Annotated in this window: 16 protein-coding genes, 1 tRNA gene and 1 CRISPR repeat array (1 of these 18 only partly in view); of the genes, 10 read left to right on the forward strand and 7 right to left on the reverse strand. The window is 41.6% G+C overall.

Going from position 1 to position 26,338, the window contains the following annotated elements; genetic code table 11:
- Positions 1 to 255: a CRISPR direct-repeat array (repeat unit 36 nt; unit sequence GTTTCAACAACCATTCCGGCTAGGGGTGGGTTGAAA) (it extends 294 nt beyond the left edge of the window).
- Positions 256 to 578: 323 nt separating this feature from the next.
- Positions 579 to 652, reverse strand: a tRNA-Pro gene (locus tag H6G76_RS10210).
- Positions 653 to 833: 181 nt separating this feature from the next.
- On the opposite strand from H6G76_RS10210, the gene lipA reads away from it, so the two are divergent.
- From lipA to H6G76_RS10230, 4 genes are all read left to right on the forward strand, one after another.
- Entirely contained in the window at positions 834 to 1,739 is a 906-nt protein-coding gene (gene lipA / locus H6G76_RS10215) for a lipoyl synthase (protein ID WP_190699303.1), read from the forward strand.
- Between the two features lie 42 nt (positions 1,740 to 1,781).
- Entirely contained in the window at positions 1,782 to 2,705 is a 924-nt protein-coding gene (locus H6G76_RS10220) for an NAD(P)H-dependent glycerol-3-phosphate dehydrogenase (protein WP_190699642.1), read from the forward strand.
- A 469-nt stretch (positions 2,706 to 3,174) separates the two neighbouring features.
- Entirely contained in the window at positions 3,175 to 4,425 is a 1,251-nt protein-coding gene (gene sigC / locus H6G76_RS10225; RefSeq protein ID WP_190699305.1) for an RNA polymerase sigma factor SigC, read from the forward strand.
- A gap of 449 nt (positions 4,426 to 4,874) precedes the next feature.
- Positions 4,875 to 5,330, forward strand: a complete 456-nt coding sequence (locus H6G76_RS10230) for a Fur family transcriptional regulator (RefSeq protein WP_190699306.1) — start codon at positions 4,875 to 4,877, stop codon at positions 5,328 to 5,330.
- 123 nt (positions 5,331 to 5,453) lie between these two features.
- Here H6G76_RS10230 and H6G76_RS10235 read toward each other — a convergent pair whose 3' ends face one another.
- Both H6G76_RS10235 and cobN read right to left on the reverse strand, forming a co-directional pair.
- A complete protein-coding gene (locus tag H6G76_RS10235; RefSeq protein WP_190699308.1) occupies positions 5,454 to 6,644 on the reverse strand; it encodes a peptidoglycan-binding protein in 1,191 nt (396 codons plus the stop codon).
- A gap of 18 nt (positions 6,645 to 6,662) precedes the next feature.
- On the reverse strand, positions 6,663 to 10,496 hold the full coding sequence (cobN, locus tag H6G76_RS10240) for a cobaltochelatase subunit CobN (RefSeq protein ID WP_190699311.1): 3,834 nt from the start codon (positions 10,494 to 10,496) through the stop codon (positions 6,663 to 6,665).
- 136 nt (positions 10,497 to 10,632) lie between these two features.
- On the opposite strand from cobN, the gene H6G76_RS10245 reads away from it, so the two are divergent.
- Both H6G76_RS10245 and H6G76_RS10250 read left to right on the forward strand, forming a co-directional pair.
- On the forward strand, positions 10,633 to 12,567 hold the full coding sequence (locus H6G76_RS10245; RefSeq protein WP_190699314.1) for a GAF domain-containing sensor histidine kinase: 1,935 nt from the start codon (positions 10,633 to 10,635) through the stop codon (positions 12,565 to 12,567).
- A 98-nt stretch (positions 12,568 to 12,665) separates the two neighbouring features.
- Positions 12,666 to 13,358, forward strand: a complete 693-nt coding sequence (locus H6G76_RS10250; RefSeq protein ID WP_190699317.1) for an N-acetylmannosamine-6-phosphate 2-epimerase — start codon at positions 12,666 to 12,668, stop codon at positions 13,356 to 13,358.
- Positions 13,359 to 13,644: 286 nt separating this feature from the next.
- Here H6G76_RS10250 and H6G76_RS10255 read toward each other — a convergent pair whose 3' ends face one another.
- Positions 13,645 to 14,580: a hypothetical protein gene (locus H6G76_RS10255; RefSeq protein ID WP_190699319.1), complete on the reverse strand. Its 936-nt coding sequence runs from the start codon at positions 14,578 to 14,580 to the stop codon at positions 13,645 to 13,647.
- 168 nt (positions 14,581 to 14,748) lie between these two features.
- On the opposite strand from H6G76_RS10255, the gene H6G76_RS10260 reads away from it, so the two are divergent.
- The 3 genes from H6G76_RS10260 (at position 14,749) to pgmB (ending at position 21,386) form a co-directional block, all read left to right on the forward strand.
- Positions 14,749 to 15,645 carry a metallophosphoesterase gene (locus tag H6G76_RS10260; RefSeq protein ID WP_190699322.1) on the forward strand — a complete coding sequence of 299 codons (897 nt, stop codon included), beginning with the start codon at positions 14,749 to 14,751 and terminating at the stop codon, positions 15,643 to 15,645.
- 312 nt (positions 15,646 to 15,957) lie between these two features.
- Positions 15,958 to 18,375: a sucrose synthase gene (locus H6G76_RS10265; RefSeq protein ID WP_190699325.1), complete on the forward strand. Its 2,418-nt coding sequence runs from the start codon at positions 15,958 to 15,960 to the stop codon at positions 18,373 to 18,375.
- Between the two features lie 110 nt (positions 18,376 to 18,485).
- Positions 18,486 to 21,386 (forward strand): beta-phosphoglucomutase, encoded by a 2,901-nt coding sequence (pgmB, locus tag H6G76_RS10270; RefSeq protein ID WP_190699328.1) that lies wholly within the window; start codon positions 18,486 to 18,488, stop codon positions 21,384 to 21,386.
- 382 nt (positions 21,387 to 21,768) lie between these two features.
- Here the strand turns inward: pgmB and H6G76_RS10275 are convergent, their stop codons facing one another.
- The 3 genes from H6G76_RS10275 to H6G76_RS10285 form a co-directional block, all read right to left on the reverse strand.
- On the reverse strand, positions 21,769 to 22,068 hold the full coding sequence (locus tag H6G76_RS10275; protein WP_190699331.1) for a type II toxin-antitoxin system RelE/ParE family toxin: 300 nt from the start codon (positions 22,066 to 22,068) through the stop codon (positions 21,769 to 21,771).
- Positions 22,065 to 22,331, reverse strand: a complete 267-nt coding sequence (locus H6G76_RS10280; protein ID WP_190699334.1) for a type II toxin-antitoxin system ParD family antitoxin — start codon at positions 22,329 to 22,331, stop codon at positions 22,065 to 22,067. Before H6G76_RS10280 ends, H6G76_RS10275 begins: the two co-directional genes overlap by 4 nt.
- Positions 22,332 to 22,551: 220 nt before the next feature.
- A complete protein-coding gene (locus H6G76_RS10285; RefSeq protein ID WP_190699337.1) occupies positions 22,552 to 25,320 on the reverse strand; it encodes a zinc-dependent metalloprotease in 2,769 nt (922 codons plus the stop codon).
- Positions 25,321 to 25,848: 528 nt separating this feature from the next.
- On the opposite strand from H6G76_RS10285, the gene H6G76_RS10290 reads away from it, so the two are divergent.
- Positions 25,849 to 26,331, forward strand: coding sequence for an adenosine-specific kinase (locus H6G76_RS10290; protein ID WP_190699339.1), 483 nt, complete (start codon positions 25,849 to 25,851; stop codon positions 26,329 to 26,331).
- The last annotated feature ends 7 nt before the right edge of the window (positions 26,332 to 26,338 follow it).

A 26,338-nucleotide genomic window follows, 5' to 3' on the forward strand; every position in this document is an offset into this window, starting at 1 on the left:
TTCAACAACCATTCCGGCTAGGGGTGGGTTGAAAGAATATAGAAACGATAAGCGGAATGTAGAAATCGCTGAAGTTTCAACAACCATTCCGGCTAGGGGTGGGTTGAAAGGAAGCAAGATCGTTCAACACCACTACCCCAGATAGGTTTCAACAACCATTCCGGCTAGGGGTGGGTTGAAAGGGCAGGACAACTTTGGCTAAATGGCGTGTTGTTTGGTTTCAACAACCATTCCGGCTAGGGGTGGGTTGAAACAGAAAAGACTCACAAGTAATTCTCGTGAGTCTTTTGGTTTAAATAAACATTACAGTTAGAACTGGGTTAAGAAGAATATTTGAAGCATTAAAATTTTTTTGAGAGGGTTGAAAGGCGCACTTCGTTCGGGAATATTCTGAACTTTTTAGCATATTCTACAAGTGTAGTGGAATCACTCCACCACATCACAGTTGCGACATTAATTTGCGAAAACTTAGTATAATCTAAGTTGATTGCAAAAAACAGTCAAAGCGACACTAATTTGCAAAAAACGACATTAATTTGCAAATTGCGACATATAATGTGCGAATGTACAAAAACATATCGGGATGACTGGATTCGAACCAGCGGCCCCTTCGTCCCGAACGAAGTGCGCTACCAAGCTGCGCTACATCCCGCCAAAAAATGGCACTATCTGTCTATTTTACCACAACAAACAATGAAAAGCGAGTGCTAGCAATCAGGCTGATGAAAGTAACAAAGGACAAATGACTATTGACCAATAACTATATATGTGTGCAGCAAGGGCTTTGCTTGCTACGATTAAATTTGTATAACTTTCAGTGGTAAAAGCGGATTGTGACTGTAAAGCCAGACTGGTTGCGAGTAAAAGCTCCTCAATGGGAGCGCGTCGGTAACGTTAAAGAAATTTTGCGGGATTTAGCACTCAATACGGTTTGTGAGGAAGCGTCCTGTCCGAATATTGGTGAGTGCTTCAATGCAGGTACTGCCACATTTTTGATTATGGGGCCAGCTTGTACACGCGCTTGTCCTTATTGTGATATCGATTTTGAGAAAAAACCGAAACCTTTAGATCCTACCGAACCAGCAAGATTAGCCGAAGCAGTTCGCCGCATGAGGCTAAATCATGTGGTAATCACTTCTGTGAACAGAGATGATTTACCTGATGGTGGTGCTTCTCAGTTTGTAGAGTGCATTACAGAGGTGCGTAGTGTTTCACCTAAGACCACAATTGAGGTACTAATTCCTGATTTGTGTGGCAATTGGGATGCTTTGGAAATAATTCTGCAAGCTAGTCCAGAGGTAGTCAACCATAATACAGAAACGGTTCCCCGCCTATACCGTCGGGTGCGTCCTCAAGGAAACTACGATCGCACACTCGAATTATTGCAGCGAGCGCGTCAAATAGCACCTTGGGTCTACACTAAATCTGGCATCATGGTGGGCTTGGGCGAAACCGATAGCGAAATTCGCCAAGTTATGCAAGATTTACGCGCAGTCGATTGTGATATTTTGACAATAGGGCAATATCTCCAACCCAGTCAAAAGCATTTGCAAGTCGATGCATTTATTACCCCAGAACAATTCGCTGCTTGGCAAGCATTTGGCGAAGAACTGGGATTTTTACAAGTCGTTTCTTCTCCGTTGACACGAAGCTCATATCATGCAGAACAAGTCCGGGAATTAATGCAACGTTATCCTCGACAAGTTCTGAGTGCCAATAAATCAGTGAACAGGGAGTAGACTTGATAACTGATAACTGATAACTGATAACTGTTGAAAGTGGTGCAAGAAACTACCATTGCAATTTTGGGCGCAGGTGCTTGGGGTACAGCTTTAGCAAATCTAGCTGCTACCAATGGCCACAGGGTACGAATATGGTCGCGTCATGGCAAAGAAACTCTAGAAGCTGTTCTCCAAGATGCTCAAATAGTGCTATCTGCCATTTCAATGAAAGGGGTAAGAACTGTCGCCTTGCAAGTACAGTCTTGCTCCCTTTCGCCACAGACAATTTTTGTCACAGCAACAAAAGGCTTAGACCCACAAACAACTGCAACGCCATCGCAAATTTGGCAAGCTGCATTTCCTGACAATGCAGTAGTTGTATTGTCAGGCCCGAATTTATCAGCAGAAATTCAACAATCATTACCTGCTGCAACTGTAGTAGCCAGCAACATCACAACTGCGGCAGAAAAAGTTCAATTGGTATTTTCTTCACCGCGTTTCCGAGTTTATACAAATCCTGATCCCTTAGGTGTGGAATTGGGGGGAACACTTAAGAATGTAATGGCGATCGCATCTGGTGTATGTGATGGCTTACAATTAGGAACCAACGCCAAAGCTGCTTTAGTCACCCGTGGACTTACAGAAATGGTTCGCATCGGCAATTTTTTAGATGCGAAAACGGAAACTTTTTATGGTTTGTCAGGTCTGGGAGATTTGTTAGCCACCTGCAATAGTCCTTTGAGTCGCAACTACCAAGTCGGCTATCAGATGGCTTGTGGCAAAACCCTGACAAATATTCTTGCTAATTTGCCAGGTACAGCCGAGGGAGTCAACACTTGCCAAGTTTTGATGCAATTAGCCAAGCAGCAAAATATTTATATGCCAATTACAGAGCAAGTTTATCGATTACTCCAGGGTGAAGTTACGCCTCAACAAGCACTTGATGAACTGATGCTGCGGAACATTAAGCCAGAGTATCACTAATATTTAGTTATTTGTCATTAGTTATTATCCCTACTCCCCACTCCCCATATTTTGCTTTTCTTTTTACCTTCTGAGATTCCCAAAAAATCCTGAGACAAAAAATAGTAAATCGTCAGGAAATCACTTTCATAGCTCTGTAGATAGGACTAACAGATGTTAAACATAACTTTACTGAAAGATGTTTATACCACTTAAAAAGTAAAATTTAATACTTATTAAGTTAAAACACTGACGAGGTAGCGCAAAATTTAAAGCCTATCTATAGATTTGAATAGCTATTGGTTCAATCAAAATCTTCAGCAGCCGAAGCTTTTCGGCATTAAATGTTGGAAACACTAGTGCAATTTTTGAAAAAAAATTGTATTGGAACCCTTTACCGTGTTATTTCATCTTGAATCACGGGAACAATAGCAACAGTTGATTCTGATTAGCTGACCGAAATCTATTGTTACCTGGAGCCATTGAGACTATGCCAGCAACATCTTTTTACCCGGATGCCGCCTACAATTCCCAAAAATCCCGCCAGGTTTTAGACCCAGATCTCACGGTTGACGACGGTGATTTGTCGGTCGAAGATCTCCAAGATTTGGAGATAGTTACTGTTGACCCTGCTAGCTTTGGTGCAAATACTAACCGTCGTAGTACTGATTTAGTACGTCTATATCTTCAGGAAATTGGCCGAGTCCGGTTGTTGGGGCGTGATGAAGAAGTTTCAGAAGCTCAAAAAGTTCAACGCTACCTGCGGATGCGGACAGTACTAGCCAATGCTGCCAAGCACGGAGATGCTGTAGTTGGGCCTTATCTGCGATTAATTGAAGTTCAAGAACGTTTAGCATCTGAACTCGGACACCGTCCTTCTTTGGAAAGATGGGCTTCTACTGCTGGTGTGCAAGTGTCGGATCTCAAGCCGATTTTGTCAGAAGGCAAACGCCGTTGGGCCGAAATTGCCAAAATCACAGTAGAAGAACTGGAGCAAATTCAATCTCAAGGACTTCAATCTAAAGAACACATGATCAAGGCGAACCTGCGTCTTGTGGTTTCTGTTGCCAAGAAATACCAAAATCGTGGTTTGGAATTATTAGATTTAGTCCAAGAAGGAACTCTTGGTTTAGAAAGAGCTGTAGAAAAATTTGATCCTACTAAAGGCTATCGCTTTAGCACCTATGCTTACTGGTGGATTCGTCAAGGGATTACAAGAGCGATCGCTACTTCTAGCCGCACAATTCGCCTACCTGTCCACATTACCGAAAAATTAAACAAAATTAAAAAAGCTCAACGCAAAATTGCTCAAGAAAAAGGTCGGACTCCTACCTTAGAAGATTTAGCAATTGAGTTAGAAATGACACCATCTCAAGTTAGAGAAGTGTTATTAAGAGTTCCTCGTTCTGTTTCTTTAGAAACTAAAGTCGGCAAAGATAAAGATACTGAGTTAGGAGAATTGCTAGAAACAGATAGCGTTACTCCAGAAGAAATGTTAATGCGAGAATCTTTACAAAAAGACTTGCAAAATCTGTTAGCTGATTTAACTACCCGCGAACGAGATGTAATTCTGATGCGGTTTGGTTTAGCAGATGGTCATCCTTACTCTTTAGCCGAAATTGGACGCGCACTTGATTTATCACGGGAACGAGTACGCCAAATTGAATCTAAAGCTTTGCAAAAGCTACGTCAACCCAAACGGCGCAACCTCATCCGCGATTATTTAGAGTCTCTGAGTTAACAAAGTATGAAGTATGAAGTGTGAAGTGTAAAGTATGAAGTGTGAAGTGTGAAATTTTATCCTTCATCCTTTATTCTTTACATTTCCAACACTTTTTAATTTCGGACTATTCAGTTATAGCAAAATTAATTTGCTTGTCCATAGGTAGAATTTATAGCAATAGTAAAAAGATCGGCGATTTTGAGAGCGTGAATGTTAAGAACAGTAATGTTTTTACCGCCTGCCATCTTTAGCTTATGAAAAACTTTTGCAGCTAGTCTAATCTATGCTAATTTATTCGGCTGCCGGATAGAGCTATAGAAGGGGATCGCTACTAGATTAGTCGCTTGAAAAGTTCAATAATAATTTATGGGAACTTAATAAACATTATCAATAAGCATTGTTTGTTGCAAATTGCTCAAGACATTTGTTATATTCTCAACTAATAGGCTTTGTTGAGAAAAATTAGTATGACTGTCTACACAACTACTTCACTCAAAGCAGAATTAAATGAAAGAGGCTGGCGTTTAACTCCCCAGCGCGAAACGATTTTACATATTTTTCAAGAACTTCCGCAAGGTGAACACCTCAGTGCCGAGGATCTTTACCATCGATTAGAAGCCGATGGCGAAGGGATAAGTCTTTCAACCATCTATCGGACGTTGAAACTGATGGCACGGATGGGAATTTTGCGGGAACTAGAATTGGGGGAAGGCCATAAACATTACGAAATCAACCAACCTTACCCCCACCATCACCATCATTTAATTTGTGTTCGGTGCAACAGCACTATTGAGTTTAAAAACGATTCGATTTTAAAAATTGGTGCAAAAACTGCTCAAAAAGAAGGATTTCATCTGCTCGACTGTCAAATGACAATCCACGCAGTATGCCCCAAATGCCAACGCGCACTCATGCCGTTGTAACATTGGGGCTGGATAATCAAAAGAAGTTACTCAAAACTATCAATAATTTGAGCAATTTTCTATTTGATGTTATCGGAGGCAAGTAACCGATTGGGAATTCACATTGGCAAATCTAAGCGGATGTTAAAAGCGTCCGCTTCTGATATCGCTTAGACTGACACCATAAAATTCTTGGGCTTGTTTGATGGCTTTTTTGGTGTCGTCTGCCATCACTCCGGTTAATTTACCTTTGTAGAAGCCCTTATCTTGGAGTCTTCTTTGAATTTCTAACACACTAAAATTATTTTTTGATGCAGGGTTTACCTTGTTGTATAACCGAGCGCGGGTAGTAGGGCCAGCGATCCCACTTGCAGCTAAGTAATTGTCTGCTTGGAAGCGACGCACAGCATCGGAAGTGTAAGAACCAAAGTATCCATTTGGCTCTCCTTGTAAATATCCAACTTTAATTAATTGTTCTTGCAGAACTCTAACAGCTTCACCGCGATCGCCCCTGCGAAGATTGTCTCTATCAGCTGACCGTTTTGGCGCAGGATCTTCTCCATAACCTACGCCTGCTGGCGGCAGTTTGCTGGCGGTTGCAGGGCCAACAATCCCATCAACGCTTAATTTATAAGCTTCTTGGAAGCGTTTGACAGCTTCTTCGGTGATGGGGCCAAATACACCTGTGGCGTTTCCATAATAATAACCAGCAACCCGCAAACGTTCTTGCAGATTTCTGACTTGTTCTCCTTCATCACCTTTTATCAGGTATTGAGAATTGCTGCGTTTGGTAGCGGCTGTAGTATTTCTGGTAGATTGTGTTGTACTAGCAGCCGCAACCCTAGTTTTTTGGGTTGGTGTACTAGCTGCCGCCGCCCTAGTCTTGGAAGCTGATGTCCGCGCCACTGCTGGTTTTTTGGCTTGGCTAGTTGCAGATGATTTCCGCCAGTTGTCTAATTTTTGCAGGGTGCTGGTTCCTACTACGCCATCAACTGGTAAACCTGCTGCTTTTTGAAAGCGTCTGACAGCTTCTTCTGTAGGAAAATCATAAACTTGGGTGACAGGAGCTTGATAAAAGCCTGCTTGTTGCAGTTTTTGTTGCAAGCTTCTGACGGAAGGGCCTTGATCCCCTCTTTCTAGAGCCAAGACACTATTAACACTACTGAGAATAGACAAGGTAAGAGCCAGAGGTAACATATACTTCCAAGCCTTACCAGAAAGTTTACTCCAGTCTGGTGCTGATGCTTTGTCTAACAAAGCACTCAGTGACACCAAATCACTAGATTCATAGTCTTCATAGGCGAAAGCTAAGTGCAAATATGCAAGGTTGTCCATAGTAGATTCCTACACCATTTATTTGTTTGGAATATATTTTTCTTCGATGGCTGCTTCAGCTTGATGTACTAAATTTCTTAAATTATCTAGTGTCAGTAGATCTACATTTTCCCATAAACCACGCTGATGTGCTTCAAGTAATCTTTCAGCAATATCACGCAATGCATGAGGATTATTGTACTGAATAAATGCTGAAACATCTGTATCAAATAAATAAGACTCTGCGATTCCTTGATACATATGGTCTTCTACGCATTTGGTTGTGGCATCATAGGCAAAAAGAAAATCAACGGTTGCTGACATTTCAAATGCACCTTTATAACCGTGGCGCATAACTCCGGCAATCCACTTAGGATTAATCACGCGAGAACGATATACCCGCGCAATTTCTTCTTTAAGTTGGCGAATGCGGGGATTAGCTGGAATAGAATTATCCCCGAAGTAAATTTGCGGATTTTTGCCTTGCAGAGAACGGGCGGCAACTGTTAAACCACCTTGAAATTGATAATAATCATCAGAATCAAGCAAATCATGTTCGCGGTTGTCTTGGTTATGCAAGACAATTTGCATTTGCTGTAAACGCTGTTGAAATGCTTCTGGTGCAGCAAGTCCTGTGAGTCCTCCCTTTTCTTGGGTAGAACTAAAACTAGTGTAGGCGTAACAACTCCAGTTGATATAGGCACGGGCTAAATCTTGGTCATCAGTCCAATTTTGCGATTCAATTAAACCTTGGAGTCCCGCACCGTAAGCACCTGGTTGGGAGCCAAAAATGCGATAACGCGATCGCGCTACTGCTTCTTGTTGGGTTAAACCTTGTTCTATCCAATACTGGGTATCTTGTTGAACTTGCACCGCTAAGGGATTTTCTGCTGGAGATTCATCTAAAGCGGTGACTTCTGTCACTGCTTGTTCAAATAAGCTAATCAGATTAGGGAAAGCATCGCGGAAAAATCCAGAAATTCTTAAGGTGACATCCACGCGCGGACGACCCAAAATCGACAACGGTAAAATTTCAAAATCTACGACTCGTCGCGCTGCACCATCCCAGACAGGACGCACGCCTAACAATGCCAAGGCTTCGGCAATGTCATCACCACCAGTTCGCATGGTCGCCGTACCCCATAAAGATAGCCCTAGTGTTTTGGGATACTCACCATGCTCTTGAGTATAGGATTCAATTAAGTTTTCGGCTGCTTTTCTACCAACATCCCAGGCTGTTTCGGTAGGTAAGGCACGAATGTCTACTGAGTAAAAGTTTTTGCCTGTAGGTAGAACTTCTGGCCTGCCGCGTGTGGGTGCGCCGGAAGCACCACTGGGGACGTATCCGCCCTCAAGTCCGTGGAGTAAGTTGGTGATTTCTGTGGGGGTTTGTTGGAGGGCGGGGAGGAGTTTGGATTTGATCCAGTCTAGGGTACTGGACAGTGGGGAAGGGGGCAGGGTGGGGAGTTGTTCTACTAGTTCGGCCGCTTGTTGTTCTAGGAGTTCGACGACATCACCGATGGTGCGACAGGAATTAAGTTTCGCGCAAAGGCGCGGAGGCGCGGAGAGTGATTCTGGAGGGGTAAAGAAGGAGCTAAATTCGGCTGTGAGGGGGTCGATGTCTAGGTTCCAGGTTCGGGCTAGGGCGCGGGTGATGCCGATGGAATGACAGTTGGGGATGCGGGCGATCGCAACGATTAAGTCTCGCAGTTGTCTACCTTGGGGACATTGCCCAAATATATGTAAGCCGTCGCGGATTTGGGCTTCTTTGAGTTCGCATAGATAGCCATCTAATGAGTTTAATATTGATAGTTCAAAGTTGAAAATGGCTTGTTTGTTTTCTAGCCCTAAATCGAGGTGGAGGTTTTCTTTGATCACTAGTTCACGGATGCGATCGCGGATTGCTGGTAATCGGGAAGGGTCTAAACTTTCGGCTTCGTAAAATTCATCAATTAAATTTTCTAACTGTTGCAATGCACCATACAGTTCTGCACGGGTCATTGGTGGGGTGAGGTGGTCGATAATCACAGCTTGGGCGCGGCGTTTAGCTTGGGAACCTTCCCCAGGATCGTTAACGATAAACGGGTACAGGTGCGGCATTGCCCCTAAAGCGACTTCGGGATAACAATTGCTGGATAAAGCTAAACTCTTCCCAGGTAGCCATTCGAGGTTGCCATGTTTGCCGACGTGTACCACAGCATCAGCACCAAAACATTCTCTTACCCAGTAATAAAAAGCTAAATATGCATGGGTGGGTTCTAAATCTGGGGCGTGATAATTCAAGCTAGGGTCAAGATCATAACCCCGCGCTGGTTGGATGCCGATGAAGATGTTTCCTAATTGAATGCCGGGAATTGGTATAGGAGTTTGAAAAGCTTCTCCCTCAATCCCAACTCCCCACCTTTCACAAATACCTTGCTTGACTGATTCTGGTAAGGAAGCAAAATATTCTCGATATTCTTCGCTTGAAAGACTTTGGTGGATTGGACGCAACTCTCTGGCTTCGGGATCATTGGTTACACCATCTGTGAGGCGTTGAATTAACTCATGACTATCTGCGGGTAAATTATCTAATTCATACCCAGCAAGTTGCATGGCTTTGAGAATTTCTACACAACTAGCTGGCGTATCTAAACCTACGCCATTGGCAAGGCGACCATCGCGGTTAGGGTAGTTAGCTAAAATTAGGGCTATGCGGCGTTCTTGGGGTGGTTTAGAACGTAGGCGTACCCAATTAGCTGCAAGTTGAGCGACGAAATCAATGCGATCGCTCACTGGTTCATAAACGACTACATCTGTTTCTAGGTCAGGGTTGCGCGTTTGCAAAGCTTTAAAAGATACAGCACGGCTAATAATCCGTCCGTCTACCTCTGGTAACGCCACATTCATGGCGATATCACGAGGAGATAACCCTTGAGATTGCGATTCCCACTGTTCAGCCGAACCGCCACTCAGGATTACTTGTAACACTGGCACATCCAATTTTTGCCACAGGTCTGTTTGGGGCGTTTCTGTGTCCAAACGTGCCAAAGAAAAACTAGTAGTATTCAAAAGTACCGCTATTTGCTCGGCATCTTTAGGTTGGAAAAATTCGCTCAGTTCATCTTGAACGCTGGGGTCACGTAGCGAAGAAACAAAAACTGGGATTGGTTGTAAGTTTTTTTGAACTAAGGCTGTACATAAAGCATCAATCACCTTGGTATTTCCCGCTAAATAATGAGCGCGGTAAAATAAAATGCCGACTTTGGGGAGTGGAGATAGGGGGGGTGCAGGGGTGAAAATTTCCTTAATATCTCCCTTATCTCCCCACTCACCACTTCCCATACTCCATTCATATAAGCCAACACGGGGAACAATTTGCGGTGGTAAAGGGTTAAAGGATGTGTTTGAGCAAGTATCAGCGATAAACTTCAAAGCATTAACAAAATTATTAACGCCGCCTTCGCGGAAATATTGCCATACTTGGTTAACAATATCGACAGAAACTGTAGATTGCGAAATTAATTCCGGGTCAAGTCCATCATCTCCTGGGATGACAATTAAGGTTGTACCGTTACGTTGTACAATTTCCTGCACCACTTCTAAACCATAAGCCCAGTATGCACGTCCGCCTAAAAGACGTAAAATAATTACCTCGGCAAGTTCCAAAACTTGCTCGCCATAGGCATCAATACTGATTTGTTGTTGTAACTGCAATAAGTTAGCGACTCTTAATGCAGGAAAATTTGTCGGTAATTTGGTAACTGCTGCTGCCAAAGTTTGAATGTCAGTATCCGCGGCCGTAATAAATACAAACGGCGCTGGAGTTTGTTCTACAAAAATTAATCCTTCTGACTGATTCCATCCGACTGATTTGGCATTTATCCGATGCATAATCCCGCCTTACCGTCTTAAACTGTTGATTAGAACACAATTAAAAAACATTTCAGCCTAGCAAAGCCAGTTGCTAAGACGGAGTTAATATCTCCAATACACTGGCTCTTCACCCCCTCTCACCCGACCATTGAAAATGCTTAGTTCACCTGATTTGAGCTTTTCTCGAAGTTTGCCTTTAGTTGTATTTAATCAGCTTGGGAAATTATTACAGCAAATGGCTCAATCTGTGGAAAGTTCTGTGCTAGTGCTGACAGAAGCCTTGCTGGCGAGAATTATCATACCTGAAGAATGGCAAGGTCAAAGATTTACATTAGTGGTTTCTGAACAGTTTAGTGCGCTTTTGCTAGGAACCTGTGAGCAGGGGAGCAGGGGCGCAGAGGCGCAGAGGAGCAGAGGAGCAGTGGAAGAACTTAACACTAGCTTGACATTTAGTTCAGAGGCGATCGCTTCTTTTGTTGGCAAATTGAAAGATTTGTTTGCTAGTAATTCTGATACTTATCAAAATCTTGAATACTACAGTCAAATTCTGCGTCCTAATGATGCTACGCTCCAAAGTCAATTCACGCTGTTGTTACTAGAATATCTGCTGCCGCACAAGAATGAGCAAGCCACAGAAGCTCTGATCGCAAATCAGGGCGAAAATTTCTGTCAAGCAATCGAAATTGCTTTGCAAAAACAAATATCTCAAGAGCGACTGTTAAATCAAGTTACCACTCAGATCCGCAAAAGTTTAGATTTGCCACTCATTATGGCAACAGCGATCGCACAAGTACGTGATTTTTTAAAATTAGACAGGTTAGTAATCTATAAATTTGAGAGTGCAAGGGTCAATACTCAAAACTCAACCCTGAAAGCGCAAAATTCTTCTCAACCCCCAATCCAAGACTGGCAAAAGTATGGGGGTTGTATAGTCTATGAAGCTAAGGCTACGGATGCGATTCCTTCGGTGTTACATTCTCAAGAGGCAAACTGCTTTACACGCCATTCTGTTTGTTGGGATAAGTATCGCCAAGGTTTTACCCTAGTTGTCGAGGATGTGGAAAAAACTTATGCCTTAGAAGAATGTTTATTGAATTTTCTCCGCGCTAACCGTGTTCGGGCAAAGTTGGCAGCACCAATTATGTTTGAGGAAAAACTTTGGGGCTTGTTAATTGCTCATCAATGTGATGTTCCCCGCCAATGGAATGAAAATGATAGCAATTTACTGACTGCTATTGCCGAACAATTAGCGATCGCAATTCATCAATCGGAGTTAATGCGCTCATTAACTCAAGAAAAACAAACCCTCGAACAACGAGTCCTTGAACGGACAATGGCTTTACGTGATGCCTTATTAGCTGCGGAAGCTGCTAGTCGCTTGCGTAACGAATTTCTCGCCACAATTAGCCATGAATTACTCACGCCGTTAACTTATGTTATTGGGATGTCTTCTACATTGTTACGCTGGCCTATAGGAGAGTTGAGCCAACGTCAGCGAGATTATCTGCAAACAATCCACGACAGTGGAGAACATTTATTAGAAATGATTAATGACATCCTTGATTTATCACAAATTGAGGCTGGCAAAACAGTTTTAAATATTAGCGAATTTTCCTTGGCACATATAGGAGAAAATGCTATTTCTGCCTTAATAGATAAGGCCACTGAACAACAGGTTAATCTCAAACTAGATTTGCAAATCGATCCAAAACGCGATCGCTTTAGCGCAGATGCCGAGCGTATAGAACAAATTTTGTGGAATTTATTAACCAATGCTATTAAATTTACTCCCGAAGGTGGCAGTGTAACCTTGCGCCTTTGGGTAGAAGAGGATACAGCTATTTTTCAAGTAGAAGATACGGGAATTGGCATTTCTGAAGAGCAATTACCAGTGATGTTCGAGAAATTTCAGCAACTCGACACGCCATATCGCCGTCGCTACGAAGGTACTGGACTCGGTTTAGCTTTAACAAAACAACTCGTAGAACTGCATCGCGGCCGAATTGAAGTAGAATCCACAGTAGGTATAGGTTCAATTTTTACTGTCTGGATACCTGCTCAGTCAATAAAGGTGCTGAGTGAGGAGTAAGGGGAGCAGGGGTGCAGGGGGGCAGAGGAGCAGGGGGGCAGAGGAGCAGGGGTGCAGAGGAGAATAACTTTTGACTATGGACAAATGACTAATGACCAATGACCAATGACTACTCAATTAAAAGCCTAAAAAACGGGCTAATTGTCTCTTGCCAAGCACCTGTTGACTCACCCCTGCATGAACCAAGAATTATGGCTGCAATGGCGCAGGCTGCTGTTAATAACGGTGCAGTTGGTGTACGGATAGATACGCCAAGCCATATCAGTGCAGTCCGAAGACGGGTGAAAGTTCCCATAATTGGGCTATGGAAACAAGTAATACCTGGATATGATATATACATTACGCCGCAGTTTTACCATGCGGCTGAGGTTGCTCAGGCTGGAGCCGATATAATTGCGATCGATGCAACGACCAGGCATCGTCCTGATGGCGAGACAGTAGGCGATATAGTTACCCGAATTCATCAGGAATTAGGTAAACCTGTCATGGCTGATGTAGATACTATTGAAGCAGCAAGAGCAGCCACAAGCGCAGGTGCAGATATTTTAGGCACAACACTATATGGCTACACTGCCAAAACTAATAATGATTCTCCTCCCGGCTGGGAACTCTTGACGCAGATAGTCGCAGAATTAGACATTCCGGTAATTTGTGAAGGCGGTATTTCTTCACCACAGATGGCGCGTCAAGCTTTAAACTTGGGTGCTTATGCTGTTGTAGTTGGTACCGCCATCACTGGAATTGATGTACAAGTGAAGAATTATCAACAAGCACTCAAAAATTCCGGATAATGCCTAATACTAATTCAGAAAAATCCTGATACAAATTACATCGCCTGCTCTTCTAATTCAAGAGCAGGTTTTTCTAGTTTGTGCCGAAAAACTCATATTTATTTTAGCTTCGTTATTGGTGATGTCACTAAACAGTCACCAAGTTCACAAATTAAAAGTGAACAGGCTTGAAAGTGTTTTTTTGTATAGGTTTTATGAAGCTTTTATGTCCTAAGCTATTAGGCGAAAGCTACAAAACTTATTAACTAGTTACAACTCTAGATAACAAATAATATGTTTTGGAATCTTAGCCTTGAGATGAGATAGCCTGATTTAGTGCGCGGCGTTTGAAAATAATTATTTGATTGCCGACAACAGGATTTCTAGCAATCAACTTATCTTGAGCATCAACTATTTCCAAATGAGTAAAGTCGAGTTCTTGAGAACGTTGTAGAATCTCATCTGCGAGTTTATCTTGTTGAGATTCTTTAAGAGTGTACCAATCGTTACTAATTTTGACAGTTAAATTGCTAGTACGAAAGTTAGCTTGAATTGACTGTATCAGACCAGAGGCAATGCGATCGCTAATTTCTGCCACTTGATTCTCGATGGATGCAATTAAAATTTGTTCTGGTGTCAATTCTACGGCTGGTGTTGGTGTTGGTTCTGGTGTCGGCGTTGGAGTTGGTTCTGCTTCTGGTGTAGGTGTTACTTCGGGTTCCGGTTCCGGCGTTGGAGTTACTTCTGCTTCTGGTGTTGGGGTGGGAGTTGCTTCGGTTTCAGGTTCGGGTGCGGTTGACTCTGGCGGAGTAGTTACTGTTGGCGTAGGTACAGGAACCTCTTCAACTGGTGGAACTGTTGCTATCTCAGTAGGTTTATTCGTAAAGATGCTAGAAGTTGTCCAAACTAAAATCACAGCAATTCCAGCAATAATTCCGGTCAAAGCTGTGTCTGACAACTGCCTTGATAAATTTACTGGTAATAAAGACCGAATTTTAGCTAACAGTCCACTCCATAGCGACTGTAACTGTTGCCAAAAACCCGGAGTTTCCTCCGTTCCTGGAGGTGGTGCAGTCTCTAGCTTGACCACTGCTGTTTCTAAAACCCCAATAGTTCCCCGCAGAATTCGGATAATTGTAGTCTTCCAAATTGGCTGCTGTCTCTGGTAGCGTTCTTGGCGAGAACGATTTCTCTTTGGTTCAGGGGAAGCAGGGGGTTGTGAATTCTGGTTGTCTTGTGACATGGTTTCACCAAAAGCAGCGAATCAAAGAAAAGCAACTATGATATTGCTGCTGTTTCTTCTGCCTTAATGTATCTTATACTGCGTGCTTGTATGAAACTATTGATGCATAGAGACAGTCTAGCCAACTTTCATACTTTACACTCTACATATACTTCATACTGAAAAATTATGAACCTAAAACGTCGTCAATTTTTATTTTTAAGTAGCTTAGGAACTATTGGTACAGGATTTCTCGGCTGGAGTTTAGCGCGTCAAAATAATTTGGCTGTCATAGCTGCTAAACCAGCGAAAAAAGACTTACTATTGCGTTTTGTCTCTGTAGCCGATACAGGTACAGGTGCAAAAGGACAGTATGCTGTAGCGGAGGCAATGAATTTTTATCATCAGCAACATCCTTATGATTTAGTCGTTTTAGCTGGAGATAACATTTACAATAACGGTGAGATAGAAAAAATTGGTGCAGTCTTTGAGCGTCCCTATCAAGCATTGCTCAAAAAAGGCGTAAAGTTTCAAGCTTGCTTAGGAAATCACGATATTCGTACAGACAACGGTGAACCGCAGGTAAAATATCCCGGCTTTAATATGCATGGCAAACGTTACTATACATTTCGCCGCAATCAAGTACAATTTTTTGCTTTAGATACTAACAGCAATGCTGACTGGAAAAAACAATTACCTTGGTTAGAACAAGAATTAAGCCGTAGTAAAACACCTTGGAAAGTTGTATTTGGTCATCATCCAATTTATGCTTCTGGTGTTTATGGTAATAATCCAGAGTTTATTAAAATTTTTACTCCTTTATTTCAAAAATATGGTGTTCAACTTTATATAAATGGTCATGAACATCACTATGAACGTACTAGATCTATTAATGGTACAACTTATTTAATTACTGGCGGTGGCGCGGGTACTCGTCCTGTAGGTCGTTCTGAGTGGACAGAGTATTCTGCTTCTAGTTTAAGTTTTGCTGCTTATGAAGTTTATCCAGATAGGATTGAAGTGAGTGCGATCTCTACTGATAAGCGTGTTTTTGATAAGGGTGTAATTCAGATTAAAAGTGTTTAATTAAGTTAGTTAAATTTAAATTTGCGCGCAATAGCACAAAATTGCATGAGTAGCTTGATGCTAATGGGTAGTATACTCAATTTTGTGCTGCGATCGCTTATTTACTTAAAAACTATTTCTGCAATAGCTAAACCATAGAAGACTGCCATTTTCGGCATGATTCATACCAGAGTTAGAAGCCAAACGATAGAAAGGTTATCTAGGATACTGGGGTAAGAACGGTAATGTACCTCTAAAAACCCTAAAAATAGGATTGCCATTTTTGAGGAGATAAAGATGAGGTCGTGACCGACTAGAGTGGTGGAATTCATTATGAATGAACTGCTACACGCTGTACTGAACAGTGATGAAAAAGCTGATTTACAGCAATTGATATTTTTATTAACTGCCTCAGGTAAAAATTATTTCCTGAGAAATCAAATTCTGCAAGTATTTGCTGATTATTGCCATAACTCCCAAAAGCCTGCATATTTTTACTATTCTTCCTCTCTTGGCAGACTTATTGACTATACTCATGAAATAATTTTGGCAGAGGAAAATACTTGGTTTGTGCTTCGTCCCAAGATTGCTAGCCAAGAACTATGGCGACTAAACGCTGACTTGAGTCAGTGTGAGTTAATGTCACCGCAGGCTTTTTTAGATATGAGAGATCGCTTAGTTAATCGCTACCAACCTCATATTCTCGAAATTGACCTCGACCCGTTTTATGAAGATTTGCCCTCAGTCGATGACCCCAGAAATATTGGTCAAGGTTTAGCGTTTCTCAACCATTACCTGTGCAATCAATTATTAAATGATCCTCAACGTTGGTTAGAAATATTGTTTCGAGCCTTGCGGCGAGTGCAGTATGATGGAAAACGCTTGTTAATAGGCGATCGCATTCGCTCAGGTATACAATTTGCCAAACAAATCAAACAAGCACTCCAATTTTTAAGTGACAGACCAGCTGACGAACCCTACGAAAAATTTCGCGTTCATCTCCAAGATATCGGTTTAGAACCGGGATGGGGAAATACTGCGGCGCGTGTTAGTGAAACTCTATCATTACTTGATAGGCTAATTGATACCCCCCAACCTGCTATCTTAGAAGCATTTGTTGCGCGTGTTCCTGCTGTTTTTCGCGTCGTCTTGGTTTCCATTCACGGTTGGGTGGGACAAAAAGATGTTTTGGGACGCGATGAAACATTAGGTCAAGTTGTCTATGTTCTCGAACAAGCACACAGCTTAGAAAACAAACTCCGCGAAGAAATCAAACTTGCTGGACTTGACGTATTAGGTATTAAACCTCATATCATCATTCTGACTCGGCTGATTCCCAACTGTGAAGGCACATCCTGTGGACTACGCTTAGAAAAAGTTGAAGATACAGAAAACGCTTGGATTTTACGCGTACCTTTCGCTGAATTTAATCCAGAGATTACTAACAATTGGATTTCTAAATTTGAGATTTGGCCTTATTTAGATAACTTTGCTAATGATGCTGAAAAAGAACTCCTAGCTGTATTTCAGGGTCGCCCAAATTTGATAATTGGCAATTATAGTGATGGTAGTTTAGTTGCCTCAGTTTTATCCCAACGTCTCAAAATAACTCAATGTAATATTGCTCACTCTTTAGAAAAACCCAAATATCTATTTAGTAACTTATATTGGCATGAACTAGAAGATAAATATCATTTTTCGGCTCAATTTACTGCTGATTTAATTAGTATGAATGCAGCCGATTTCATTATTACCTCATCTTATCAAGAAATTGTTGGCACACCCGACAGCATAGGACAGTACGAATCCTATAAATGTTTTACCATGCCTCAGCTATATCATGTAGTGAATGGCATTGATTTATTTAGCCCTAAATTCAATTTAGTACCACCAGGAGTTAATCAAAAAATATTCTTTCCCTATTCACAAAAAGCCGGACGGGATCTCAATCGAACTAAACAAGTTGAAGACCTAATATTTAACCGCCAAGACCAGCACATATTGGGTAATTTAGATGAGCAAAACAAACGAAATATCTTTGCTGTAGCTACGTTAACATCTATTAAAAATATGGCGGGGTTAGCCGAATGCTTTAGTAAAAGTGAGGAATTACAAAAACGGTGTAATTTAATTTTATTAACAAGTAAATTACATCCATCAGAAGCGGCTAATGCAGAAGAAGCCGAAGAAATCCAACGGCTGCATGACATTATTAATGAACATCATCTCCATAATCATATTCGCTGGTTGGGAATGCGTCTTTCGAGCGACGAGCTTGGCGAAGCCTACCGTGTAATTGCCGATCGCCAAGGAATTTATGTTGATTATGCTCGCTTTGAAGCTTTTGGCATCAGTATTTTAGAAGCAATGATTTGTGGCTTACCGAGTTTCGCTACTAAATTTGGTGGTGCTTCCGAAATTCTAGAAAATCGAGAAGATGGATTTATTGTTAACCCGACCGACTTAGAAGGAACAGCACAGTCAATTTTAAATTTCTTTGATAAGTGTGAAAATAATCCTCATTATTGGGAGGAAGTTTCTGAATGGATGAGTCAGCGAATTCTTAACAACTATAATTGGTCATCACACGCTAACCAAGTATTGTTACTAGCCAAAATGTTTAGCTTCTGGAACTTTGTCGCTCCGGCAAACAATGAAGCACGCGATCGCTACATGGAAACCTTATTCCATCTCATCTATAAACCAAGGACAGAAAAAATTTTAGAACAACATATGCACAAGCACAATTAACCTATTTTCTCAGCTTTTATAGCAATTCCCAATCACACGAGGTGTACATTTCCTAGCCTCTAGCCTCTAACCCCTAGCCTCTAACCTCGCATTTGGAATTTAGCTTAACAATGGATACAAAAAGTAAGACTGGCAATTTTATCTATACAGACTGGACATTAACCGAAACCCAGTTTGAGCCTGAGCAATTGCATTCTAGAGAAACTATTTTCACGATTGGCAACGGATATTTAGGAACACGCGGTAGTTTTGAAAGAGACTATCCTGGTGAATTGCCAGCTACTTTTATCCACGGTGTCTATGATGATGTGCCTGTGGTGTATACCGAGCTTGCCAACTGTCCTGATTGGCTACCTTTGGTAGTGATTATCGATGGTAATCGCTTTCGCCTCAACGAAGGAGAAATCACCCATTATGAACGGCGGCTTGATGTGCGTCGCGGTCTTCTCAGCCGTTCCTTACGTTGGCGCACTCCCAATGGCAAAACTATAGATATTCACTTTGAACGTTTTGCTAGTCTTGCAGATCAGCATATTTTGGCACAACGCTGTCAGTTAACACCGCTAGATTTTGACGGCTTGATTGAAGTGCAAGGCAGCATCAATGGCTATCCTGAAAACCAAGGATTCAATCACTGGGTAGATTTAGACCAAGGTAAAACCCAGCAAGGCATCTGGTTGCATAGCCGCACCCGTACTTCCCGGATTGCGATTGGCATGACAGCTACGATGACAGTATTAGGGACAGAAGCATCTATACAAGTTAACACTGCCCCTGGTTATCCCTCCTTAAATGCTACCTTTATCGCTAAAACTCACCAAACTGTGACGGTGGAAAAAATTATCACAGTGTTTTCCTCACGAGAGATTGATAATCCAGTCCTAGCTGCTCAAGAAAAACAGGCTCAACTCCCAGATTACGAAATCCTATTCAATGCCCATACTCAAGTCTGGGATGAAGTTTGGCAGCAGAGTGATATCCAGATCGAAGGTGATAATACAGCAGCTTTTGCGATTCGGTACAACATTTTTCAACTGTTAATTGCTGCGCCTCGGTATGACGATAGGGTGAGTATTCCAGCAAAAACTCTTTCTGGGTTTGGCTATCGCGGTCATATTTTTTGGGATACAGAAATTTTTATCCTGCCATTTTTTACATTTACTCAACCAGCGATCGCCCGAAATTTACTTAGTTATCGTTACCATACTTTACCAGGAGCCAGACGTAAAGCATCGCATTCTGGGTACAAAGGCGCAATGTATGCTTGGGAAAGTGCGGTGACTGGGGATGAAGTTACGCCCCGGTGGTCACTTCCCAATGATTTTTATGGTGAGGATATACGGATTTGGTGCCGCGATCGCGAAATTCATATCAGTGCAGATATTACCTATGCTGTTTGGTATTACTGGTTAGTCACTGGTGATGATGAATGGATGCGAAACTACGGCGCAGAGATTGTTTTAGATACGGCTATCTTTTGGGACAGCCGGGTTGAGTATAATCCAGAACAAGAACGGTATGAAATTCGGGGGGTAATTGGAGCCGATGAGTATCACGAATTAGTGCATAACAACACCTTCACCAACCGCATGGTGCAATGGAATTTAGAAAAAGCACTAATTATTGATAATTGGCTGCGGCAAAACTTTCCAGAACAGGCGGCAGAATTAGAACAGAAACTCCAAATCACATCCGAAGTGCGATCGCACTGGCAAGACATCATTGATAAAATCTGGATTCCCTACGACCCAGAAACCGGATTAATTGAACAGTGTGAGGGATTTTTCCAACTCCAAGATATTAACTTAGATGACTACGAACCACGAAGGCGTTCCATTCAAGCTATTTTAGGTATTGAAGAAGGCAATAAGCGGCAAGTCCTAAAGCAGCCAGATGTCTTGATGCTGCTTTATTTAATGCGGGAATCGGCAGAATTTCCTTACAATCCAAAATCATTACAAGCAAATTGGGACTACTACGCACCGCGCACAGATATTACCTACGGTTCATCTCTCGGCCCAGCAATTCACGCCATTCTAGCTGCCGATTTGGGCAAATCAACAATCGCCTACAAACAATTTATGCAAGCTGCAATGGTTGATTTGGAAGATACTCGCGGTAATGCCCATGAAGGAATTCACGGTGCAAGTGCTGGCGGTGTGTGGCAAGCAGTAGTTTTTGGATTTGGTGGAATTCAGTTAACAGAAAATGGACTCGTAGCGAACCCGCACCTACCTTCTCACTGGACGCGCCTCAAGTTTAAACTGCACTGGCGCGGCAAATGGCAAGAATTTGATTTGCACCCCAAACAAAAGACAATGGAAACATTTACCCAATCCTCAACCCCGGATATTCGTGGGGTGATTTTTGACCTTGATGGTGTACTGACCGATACAGCAGAATACCACTATCAAGCTTGGCAGAGGTTAGCTGATGAAGAAGGTATTCCTTTTGACCGTGAAGCTAACGAAGCATTGCGTGGTATATCTAGGCGGGAATCTTTAATGTCAATTATTGGGGATCGAAAGTATTCAGAAGCACAAATCCAAGAAATGATGGATCGGAAAAATGGCTACTATATAGAACTAATTCACCACATGACACCACAAGATTTATTGCCAGGCGCGATCGCACTTTTGGATGAATTACGGCAAGCTGGAATTAAGACTGCGATTGGTTCTGCTAGTAAAAATGCCCATACTGTTGTTGAGTTATTGGGAATTGCTGATAAAGTAGATGCGATCGCTGATGGTTACAGTGTGGAACAACCTAAACCTGCACCTGATTTGTTTTTATACGCTGCTAAGGAACTAGGACTGCAACCATCACAATGTGTAGTTGTAGAAGATGCCGCCGCCGGAATTGAAGCCGCTTTAGCAGGCGGTATGTTAGCAGTAGGACTAGGCCCCGTTGAACGCGTCGGCGCAGCCCATGTGGTATTACCAAGCCTAGACGGTGTGACGTGGGTAGACTTAAAAGCCAAGTTGAACGTTGCAGTAAAAAACAGGTGAGTAGTGATTGTCAATAGATTTTTGCTGCGTGAGCGGTATGAACCCAAGGATTTATTTGATGAAATCAAATCAAACATTCAACTTGGTAAGAGGGACATTAATTAAGTGGAGACGATACTGTAGTTGATAAACCGCACAGCGACTCAAAAATCACAGAATTAATTGGTTACTATGCTTTTAGTGCTAGGGTTTCACCATCAACTCTAGCAAGACAAACTTTATTTAACGTGAGTTCGATGAACCTCACCCCAACCCCTCTCCGACGCGGAGAGGGGCTTAAATATGTTTAAAACTCAACACAAAATAAAGGTTTTGAAGCCTCTCTCCTTGCAGGGGAGAGGTTTGGAGAGGGGTTTTTTAGCTCTGTCGAACTCAGGTTTATTTAATTATCCTCTGCAAATAAAGATTCTAAATTTCTATAACCGCTAACCACACGCACAATTTCAATACCGCTATCTATAATTCGGTAAAGAATAATGTACCCATCCAATGGAACACCTCTCAAATCATTGTTAATGTTGGCATAACTGCGTCCCATATTAGGAAAATTAGCTAAGTATTTACACTTTTTTTCAAACTCATCAATAAAACGCTCTCCTGCTTCAATATTTCTGATAGTAAAATAATCAATAATTTCTGCTAAATCAAGGCTAGCTGCTGGAGAGATAATATGTTGTTTCATCCCTGTGTCTCTCTCGGTTGACGCAATTTGGAGCGTAATCTTTCAATTACAACTTCCCCCTCTATCCCTTCCCCTCTATCCAACTGTTCAATAGCTACTTCAACTTTTTGCCGTGTTTCTTCTACCCATTGTTGATAACCTTGTTCCCACTCTAATAACAGCTTTAATGCTTTACTAATTACTTCTTCAGGATTACTATATCTACCTGTAGCAATTTGTGCTTCAATTATTTGCTCTAATTCAGGTTTAAGTTGGATATTCATGATTTTTACTTTTAATTTATGAAAAGCTTTAATCTTGTTATAACAGCATTCAATTGTTATCAGGGGACACTGGACATTTTTAATCGCTTCTCATAGGGCATTATGCCTTCTGCCAACATAAGATCTGCAAGTTTGTTAGTGAGTTATAAGTGCTATAGTACCAGCTAGAACTCGCTAACTATATAAACTAAACAGTATATAATACACCCTACTTCAGCCTTTACCTAGAAACCAACTGCGCGTTTAACGCTTTCGTAATGCGATCGCCTGCAAATTCTAAATGGGCTACTGTGTAAATATCTAATGTTGTGCCAAATTGTTTCAGCTTGGTGTCAATTGCTTTTTGCAGTTGCTGCAATTGGTACCAAGCTAATGTTCGGCCGTCTTCTAACTCATCATGATTATTCAACACCATTTCTAACAAAAGATTGAGATGTTCTCGTTGCAATGAACGGCGAATGCTAGAAATTGATTTTGGTTGTTCTGGGGTTAAAACTTCTGTCCAAATGCCTGTTTGCAGGGTGTCAAATAACTCTGGCAGAGAAAGTGCTTGCCCAGGTTGAGTTTTTAATTCTACATCTCTTAGACGATTAAGGCGATCGCTATCTAAAAGCGATCGTAATATGGCACTCTGAAAACTAAGAATGCGATCGTGTATGGGATAATCAAGGCGGCTGTGAGGTATAGGGCTTCCCCAATGTTGCCAGCGCGACGGTGCAAGCTGATTTAACAATTGTGGTGAGAAACTAAAAGCATCTTCAGCAAAGACATACTCTTGCAACTTTGCTAAAGCCTGACGTTGCTGTGATAGCGTAACGGGTACAAAAGCCCAAGAACTTTCATCACCAGTATGAAGTCGCCGAAATGATTGTCCACCAATATACTGAGCAAGTAAACTAGCATTACGAAAATAGTATCTCAGCACTCGATTAAATAAGACGCGTAAGCTACTATAGCTTTCTCCCCTTGGTAAATCACTCTCATCAAGACGTTGCCACATCATACGGGCGTTGTCCATTTGCCATTGAGAATAAACCAGTACATCACTACTCATATCCCAAAGATTTGCTAGTGGGTTGATGTCGCGGATATCTTCATCAGTTGCATAAGATAATTCTGGCTGCGGCGATGCTAACGCAATTTCTTCTAAAAAGCTTTTTTCTGCTTCCGGCGTGACTACCTCACCTACTACATCAGGGATTTTTTGATACCCATATTGAATCGCCCATTCATCATAAGGCCCAACAACACTAGGAAAATACTCACCTTGTTTTACTCCCTGAGGTGCAATATTCACGGGTAAATAATCCATCACCGAACCCGCTAAACCTTTGGTATGGGTAATTTCCGTGTTATTTAACTCTTGGGGCGATAACATGGTGCTGCCATGAAAATTGTGCCGTAAACCGAGAGTATGTCCAACTTCATGGGCAATTACAGAACGTAAATATTGATCTACATACTCCTTCATCGTTTCACTATTGGGTTTAGTATTTTGTAGCAGGGATAATGCTAATGCTCCCATAGCTACTTGATCTGTAGATTCTGCACCATAACAAAACTCTGATGCAGACATTGGTAAAGAGGAGTGGGGAGTTAGGTGTGGGGAATAGGGTAAAAAATGAGTTTCATCATAAATGCCCCCCTGCGCCTCTGCGCCTCTGCGCCTCTGCCCCCTAACTTCTGCTTGACACATTGACGCAGCCCCTATCAGTGCATGATATTCTTGCCCAATTGAGCGCACCATATTGGCATCAACAATAATATCTGCATCTAAGATTTCGCCAGTGAGTGGGTTAACCCGCATCGGCCCTCTAGCAAAACCTGCATCTAAAGAATTGAACCAGCGAATAGTGTTATAGCGCACATCTGCTGGATGCCATTCAGCATCATCTGGCATTTGACGCACTTCAATCGCATTTTGAAATCCGGCTTTTTCAAATGCTTGATTCCACATCAAAACGCCTTCACGAATTGCATCTCGATAGATAGGTGGGACAGCATTTTCAATCCAAAATACAATTGGCTTTTTAGGTGGAGATAAAGGTACGTTAGGGTCAGATGGTTCTAAATGCCAACGATTAATATAACGAACAAAGGGTTCTTGAATATTATTCTGAGAAAAGTCTTGAAAAGCAGTCAGAAAATATCCTACTCTGTCATCAGCAATTCTGGGAATATAACCGTTGTTTTCTGGCAGTTGAGAAAAACTATAATGAACTTTGAGGCTCAGAGCGCGGTTATCAGGTAAGGTGACTAAATTTGCACCTTCTGGTGAGGAAAAACCATAAATTGAATCAATCTCTACGTTTTCAGAAAAACTGTTGACATCACCAAAATAAGATTTATTTTTATCTAATCTATAATCAGCCTGTAACGAGTACTTTAGTAAAGAAGTTAAGTCTGGAAAATCTTCCAACAGCAAATCTTCTAGGTTAATTAAAATATTTTTACTATGTGGATCAATATTAGCTATATCTAATGAATAAAGTACTGAATCGCTAAATGAACGAGCAAGCGATCGCTGTTCTGGTTCACCAGATTTTATCCGAAATTTGACATTCTGAATTACAAAATGCAAGTTACTATTTACGCGTTTAAAATAAAACAAAAAATCAGCTAGGTTTAATCCACTATAAATCCCACTTTCACCAACACCTGATTCTAAAGTTACTGTTGCTAGATAACTTTTATTTAGCTGTTCTGGTTTAATTTCTAAATAAACTTTGCCAGATTCTTCATTACTATAAAGTGTGAATAGTCCTTCTTGCTTATTCCCCCCTCTAACTATGTCACGGTATCGGCGAAAGTCTTCTTTTTTAGTCTCTCCCAGATTATTAGCAATAGCTAAATTTTCAACTACTGGGATGGGGTTGAATTGCTGAACATCATGTTCTGAAAGTTGATTTGCTGTTGCCCAACTATTGTTTAGAAAAAAATTATATAGCAATATAATACAGATTGCTAATTTGGAGATCCAGTGTTTCATCCTTTAGCGTTGGTTATGAAGTGGTTAGTGTCGGAGAAAAACTGTTGGAATCATGTGTAGTGATTCAGTCAGCTTATCCAAGACTTCTTCAATACTTAAGGCTGACCTTTTGTGTAAATTTACTGTGGTCAGACAAAAGATTGTTGTATCTAAAAAACATGAAAAGTTTTGTAATTGATAGTTGGGCTTTTGAAAAATTTTCATGTAGGAAATGGAAGCAATTGTATCTTAAGGTAGATGATTTTTCCATCTGTAGATATATGTTATTTTGAAATATATATGGTGTGTATGATCCAAGAAAGTATTGACTGCTACATTTATCCGTGCTTGCACTCTTCAACGGCTCCGATGTAGCAGCTGATGGTTAAATATCGACTTGAATACTTCGTTGCGTTAAGCTACACCACAACACGCCCTACCTCATCTCAAAGTTAGGAAATGTGTACTTCTGGCGTTTTGTGCTGCAAAAAATAGAAAAATAGTGGCATCACAACATTGTTGAGTTCTGAATTATCAGAGGAAAACAACATGGAACTCAAAGCAGTAGAATTGCAAATTCCAGAGGGTTGCAACTTGATTTTGGGGCAAACCCACTTTATTAAGACTGTAGAAGACTTGTACGAAATTATGGTGGGTACATCCCCACAAGTGAAATTTGGCATTGCCTTCTGTGAAGCATCGGGGCCATGTTTAATTAGAATTGTGGGTAACGATCGCTCTTTACAAGAAATCGCCACTCAAAATGCTCAAGCTGTTGGCGCAGGTCATAGTTTTATAATTTTGTTAAAAGAGGCGTATCCGATTAACTTTCTCAATGCAATTAAGCAGTGTCCTGAAGTCTGCACGATTTATTGCGCTACAGCTAACCCAGTGCAGGTAATTGTGGCGGAAACTGACCAAGGCAGAGGAATTATGGGTGTAATTGATGGTTTTTCTCCCAAAGGCATTGAAACAGAGGCGGATGTCAAAGCGCGTCAGGAGATACTACGTCGGTTTGGCTATAAGTTATGAAAGGTAA

It is taken from the genome of Nostoc sp. FACHB-152, assembly GCF_014697475.1.
Taxonomy (GTDB): Bacteria; Cyanobacteriota; Cyanobacteriia; order Cyanobacteriales; family Nostocaceae; genus Nostoc_B.

Excerpts from the sequence above, each read along its gene's own strand:
- sigC (WP_190699305.1), top strand. The coding sequence starts at position 3,175 with ATGCCAGCAACATCTTTTTACCCGGATGCCGCCTACAATTCCCAAAAA.
- H6G76_RS10230 (WP_190699306.1), top strand. The coding sequence starts at position 4,875 with ATGACTGTCTACACAACTACTTCACTCAAAGCAGAATTAAATGAAAGA.
- H6G76_RS10235 (WP_190699308.1), bottom strand. The coding sequence starts at position 6,644 with ATGGACAACCTTGCATATTTGCACTTAGCTTTCGCCTATGAAGACTAT.
- cobN (WP_190699311.1), bottom strand. The coding sequence starts at position 10,496 with ATGCATCGGATAAATGCCAAATCAGTCGGATGGAATCAGTCAGAAGGA.
- H6G76_RS10245 (WP_190699314.1), top strand. The coding sequence starts at position 10,633 with ATGCTTAGTTCACCTGATTTGAGCTTTTCTCGAAGTTTGCCTTTAGTT.
- H6G76_RS10250 (WP_190699317.1), top strand. The coding sequence starts at position 12,666 with ATGACCAATGACTACTCAATTAAAAGCCTAAAAAACGGGCTAATTGTC.
- H6G76_RS10255 (WP_190699319.1), bottom strand. The coding sequence starts at position 14,580 with ATGTCACAAGACAACCAGAATTCACAACCCCCTGCTTCCCCTGAACCA.
- H6G76_RS10260 (WP_190699322.1), top strand. The coding sequence starts at position 14,749 with ATGAACCTAAAACGTCGTCAATTTTTATTTTTAAGTAGCTTAGGAACT.
- H6G76_RS10265 (WP_190699325.1), top strand. The coding sequence starts at position 15,958 with ATGAATGAACTGCTACACGCTGTACTGAACAGTGATGAAAAAGCTGAT.
- pgmB (WP_190699328.1), top strand. The coding sequence starts at position 18,486 with ATGGATACAAAAAGTAAGACTGGCAATTTTATCTATACAGACTGGACA.
- H6G76_RS10275 (WP_190699331.1), bottom strand. The coding sequence starts at position 22,068 with ATGAAACAACATATTATCTCTCCAGCAGCTAGCCTTGATTTAGCAGAA.
- H6G76_RS10280 (WP_190699334.1), bottom strand. The coding sequence starts at position 22,331 with ATGAATATCCAACTTAAACCTGAATTAGAGCAAATAATTGAAGCACAA.
- H6G76_RS10285 (WP_190699337.1), bottom strand. The coding sequence starts at position 25,320 with ATGAAACACTGGATCTCCAAATTAGCAATCTGTATTATATTGCTATAT.
- H6G76_RS10290 (WP_190699339.1), top strand. The coding sequence starts at position 25,849 with ATGGAACTCAAAGCAGTAGAATTGCAAATTCCAGAGGGTTGCAACTTG.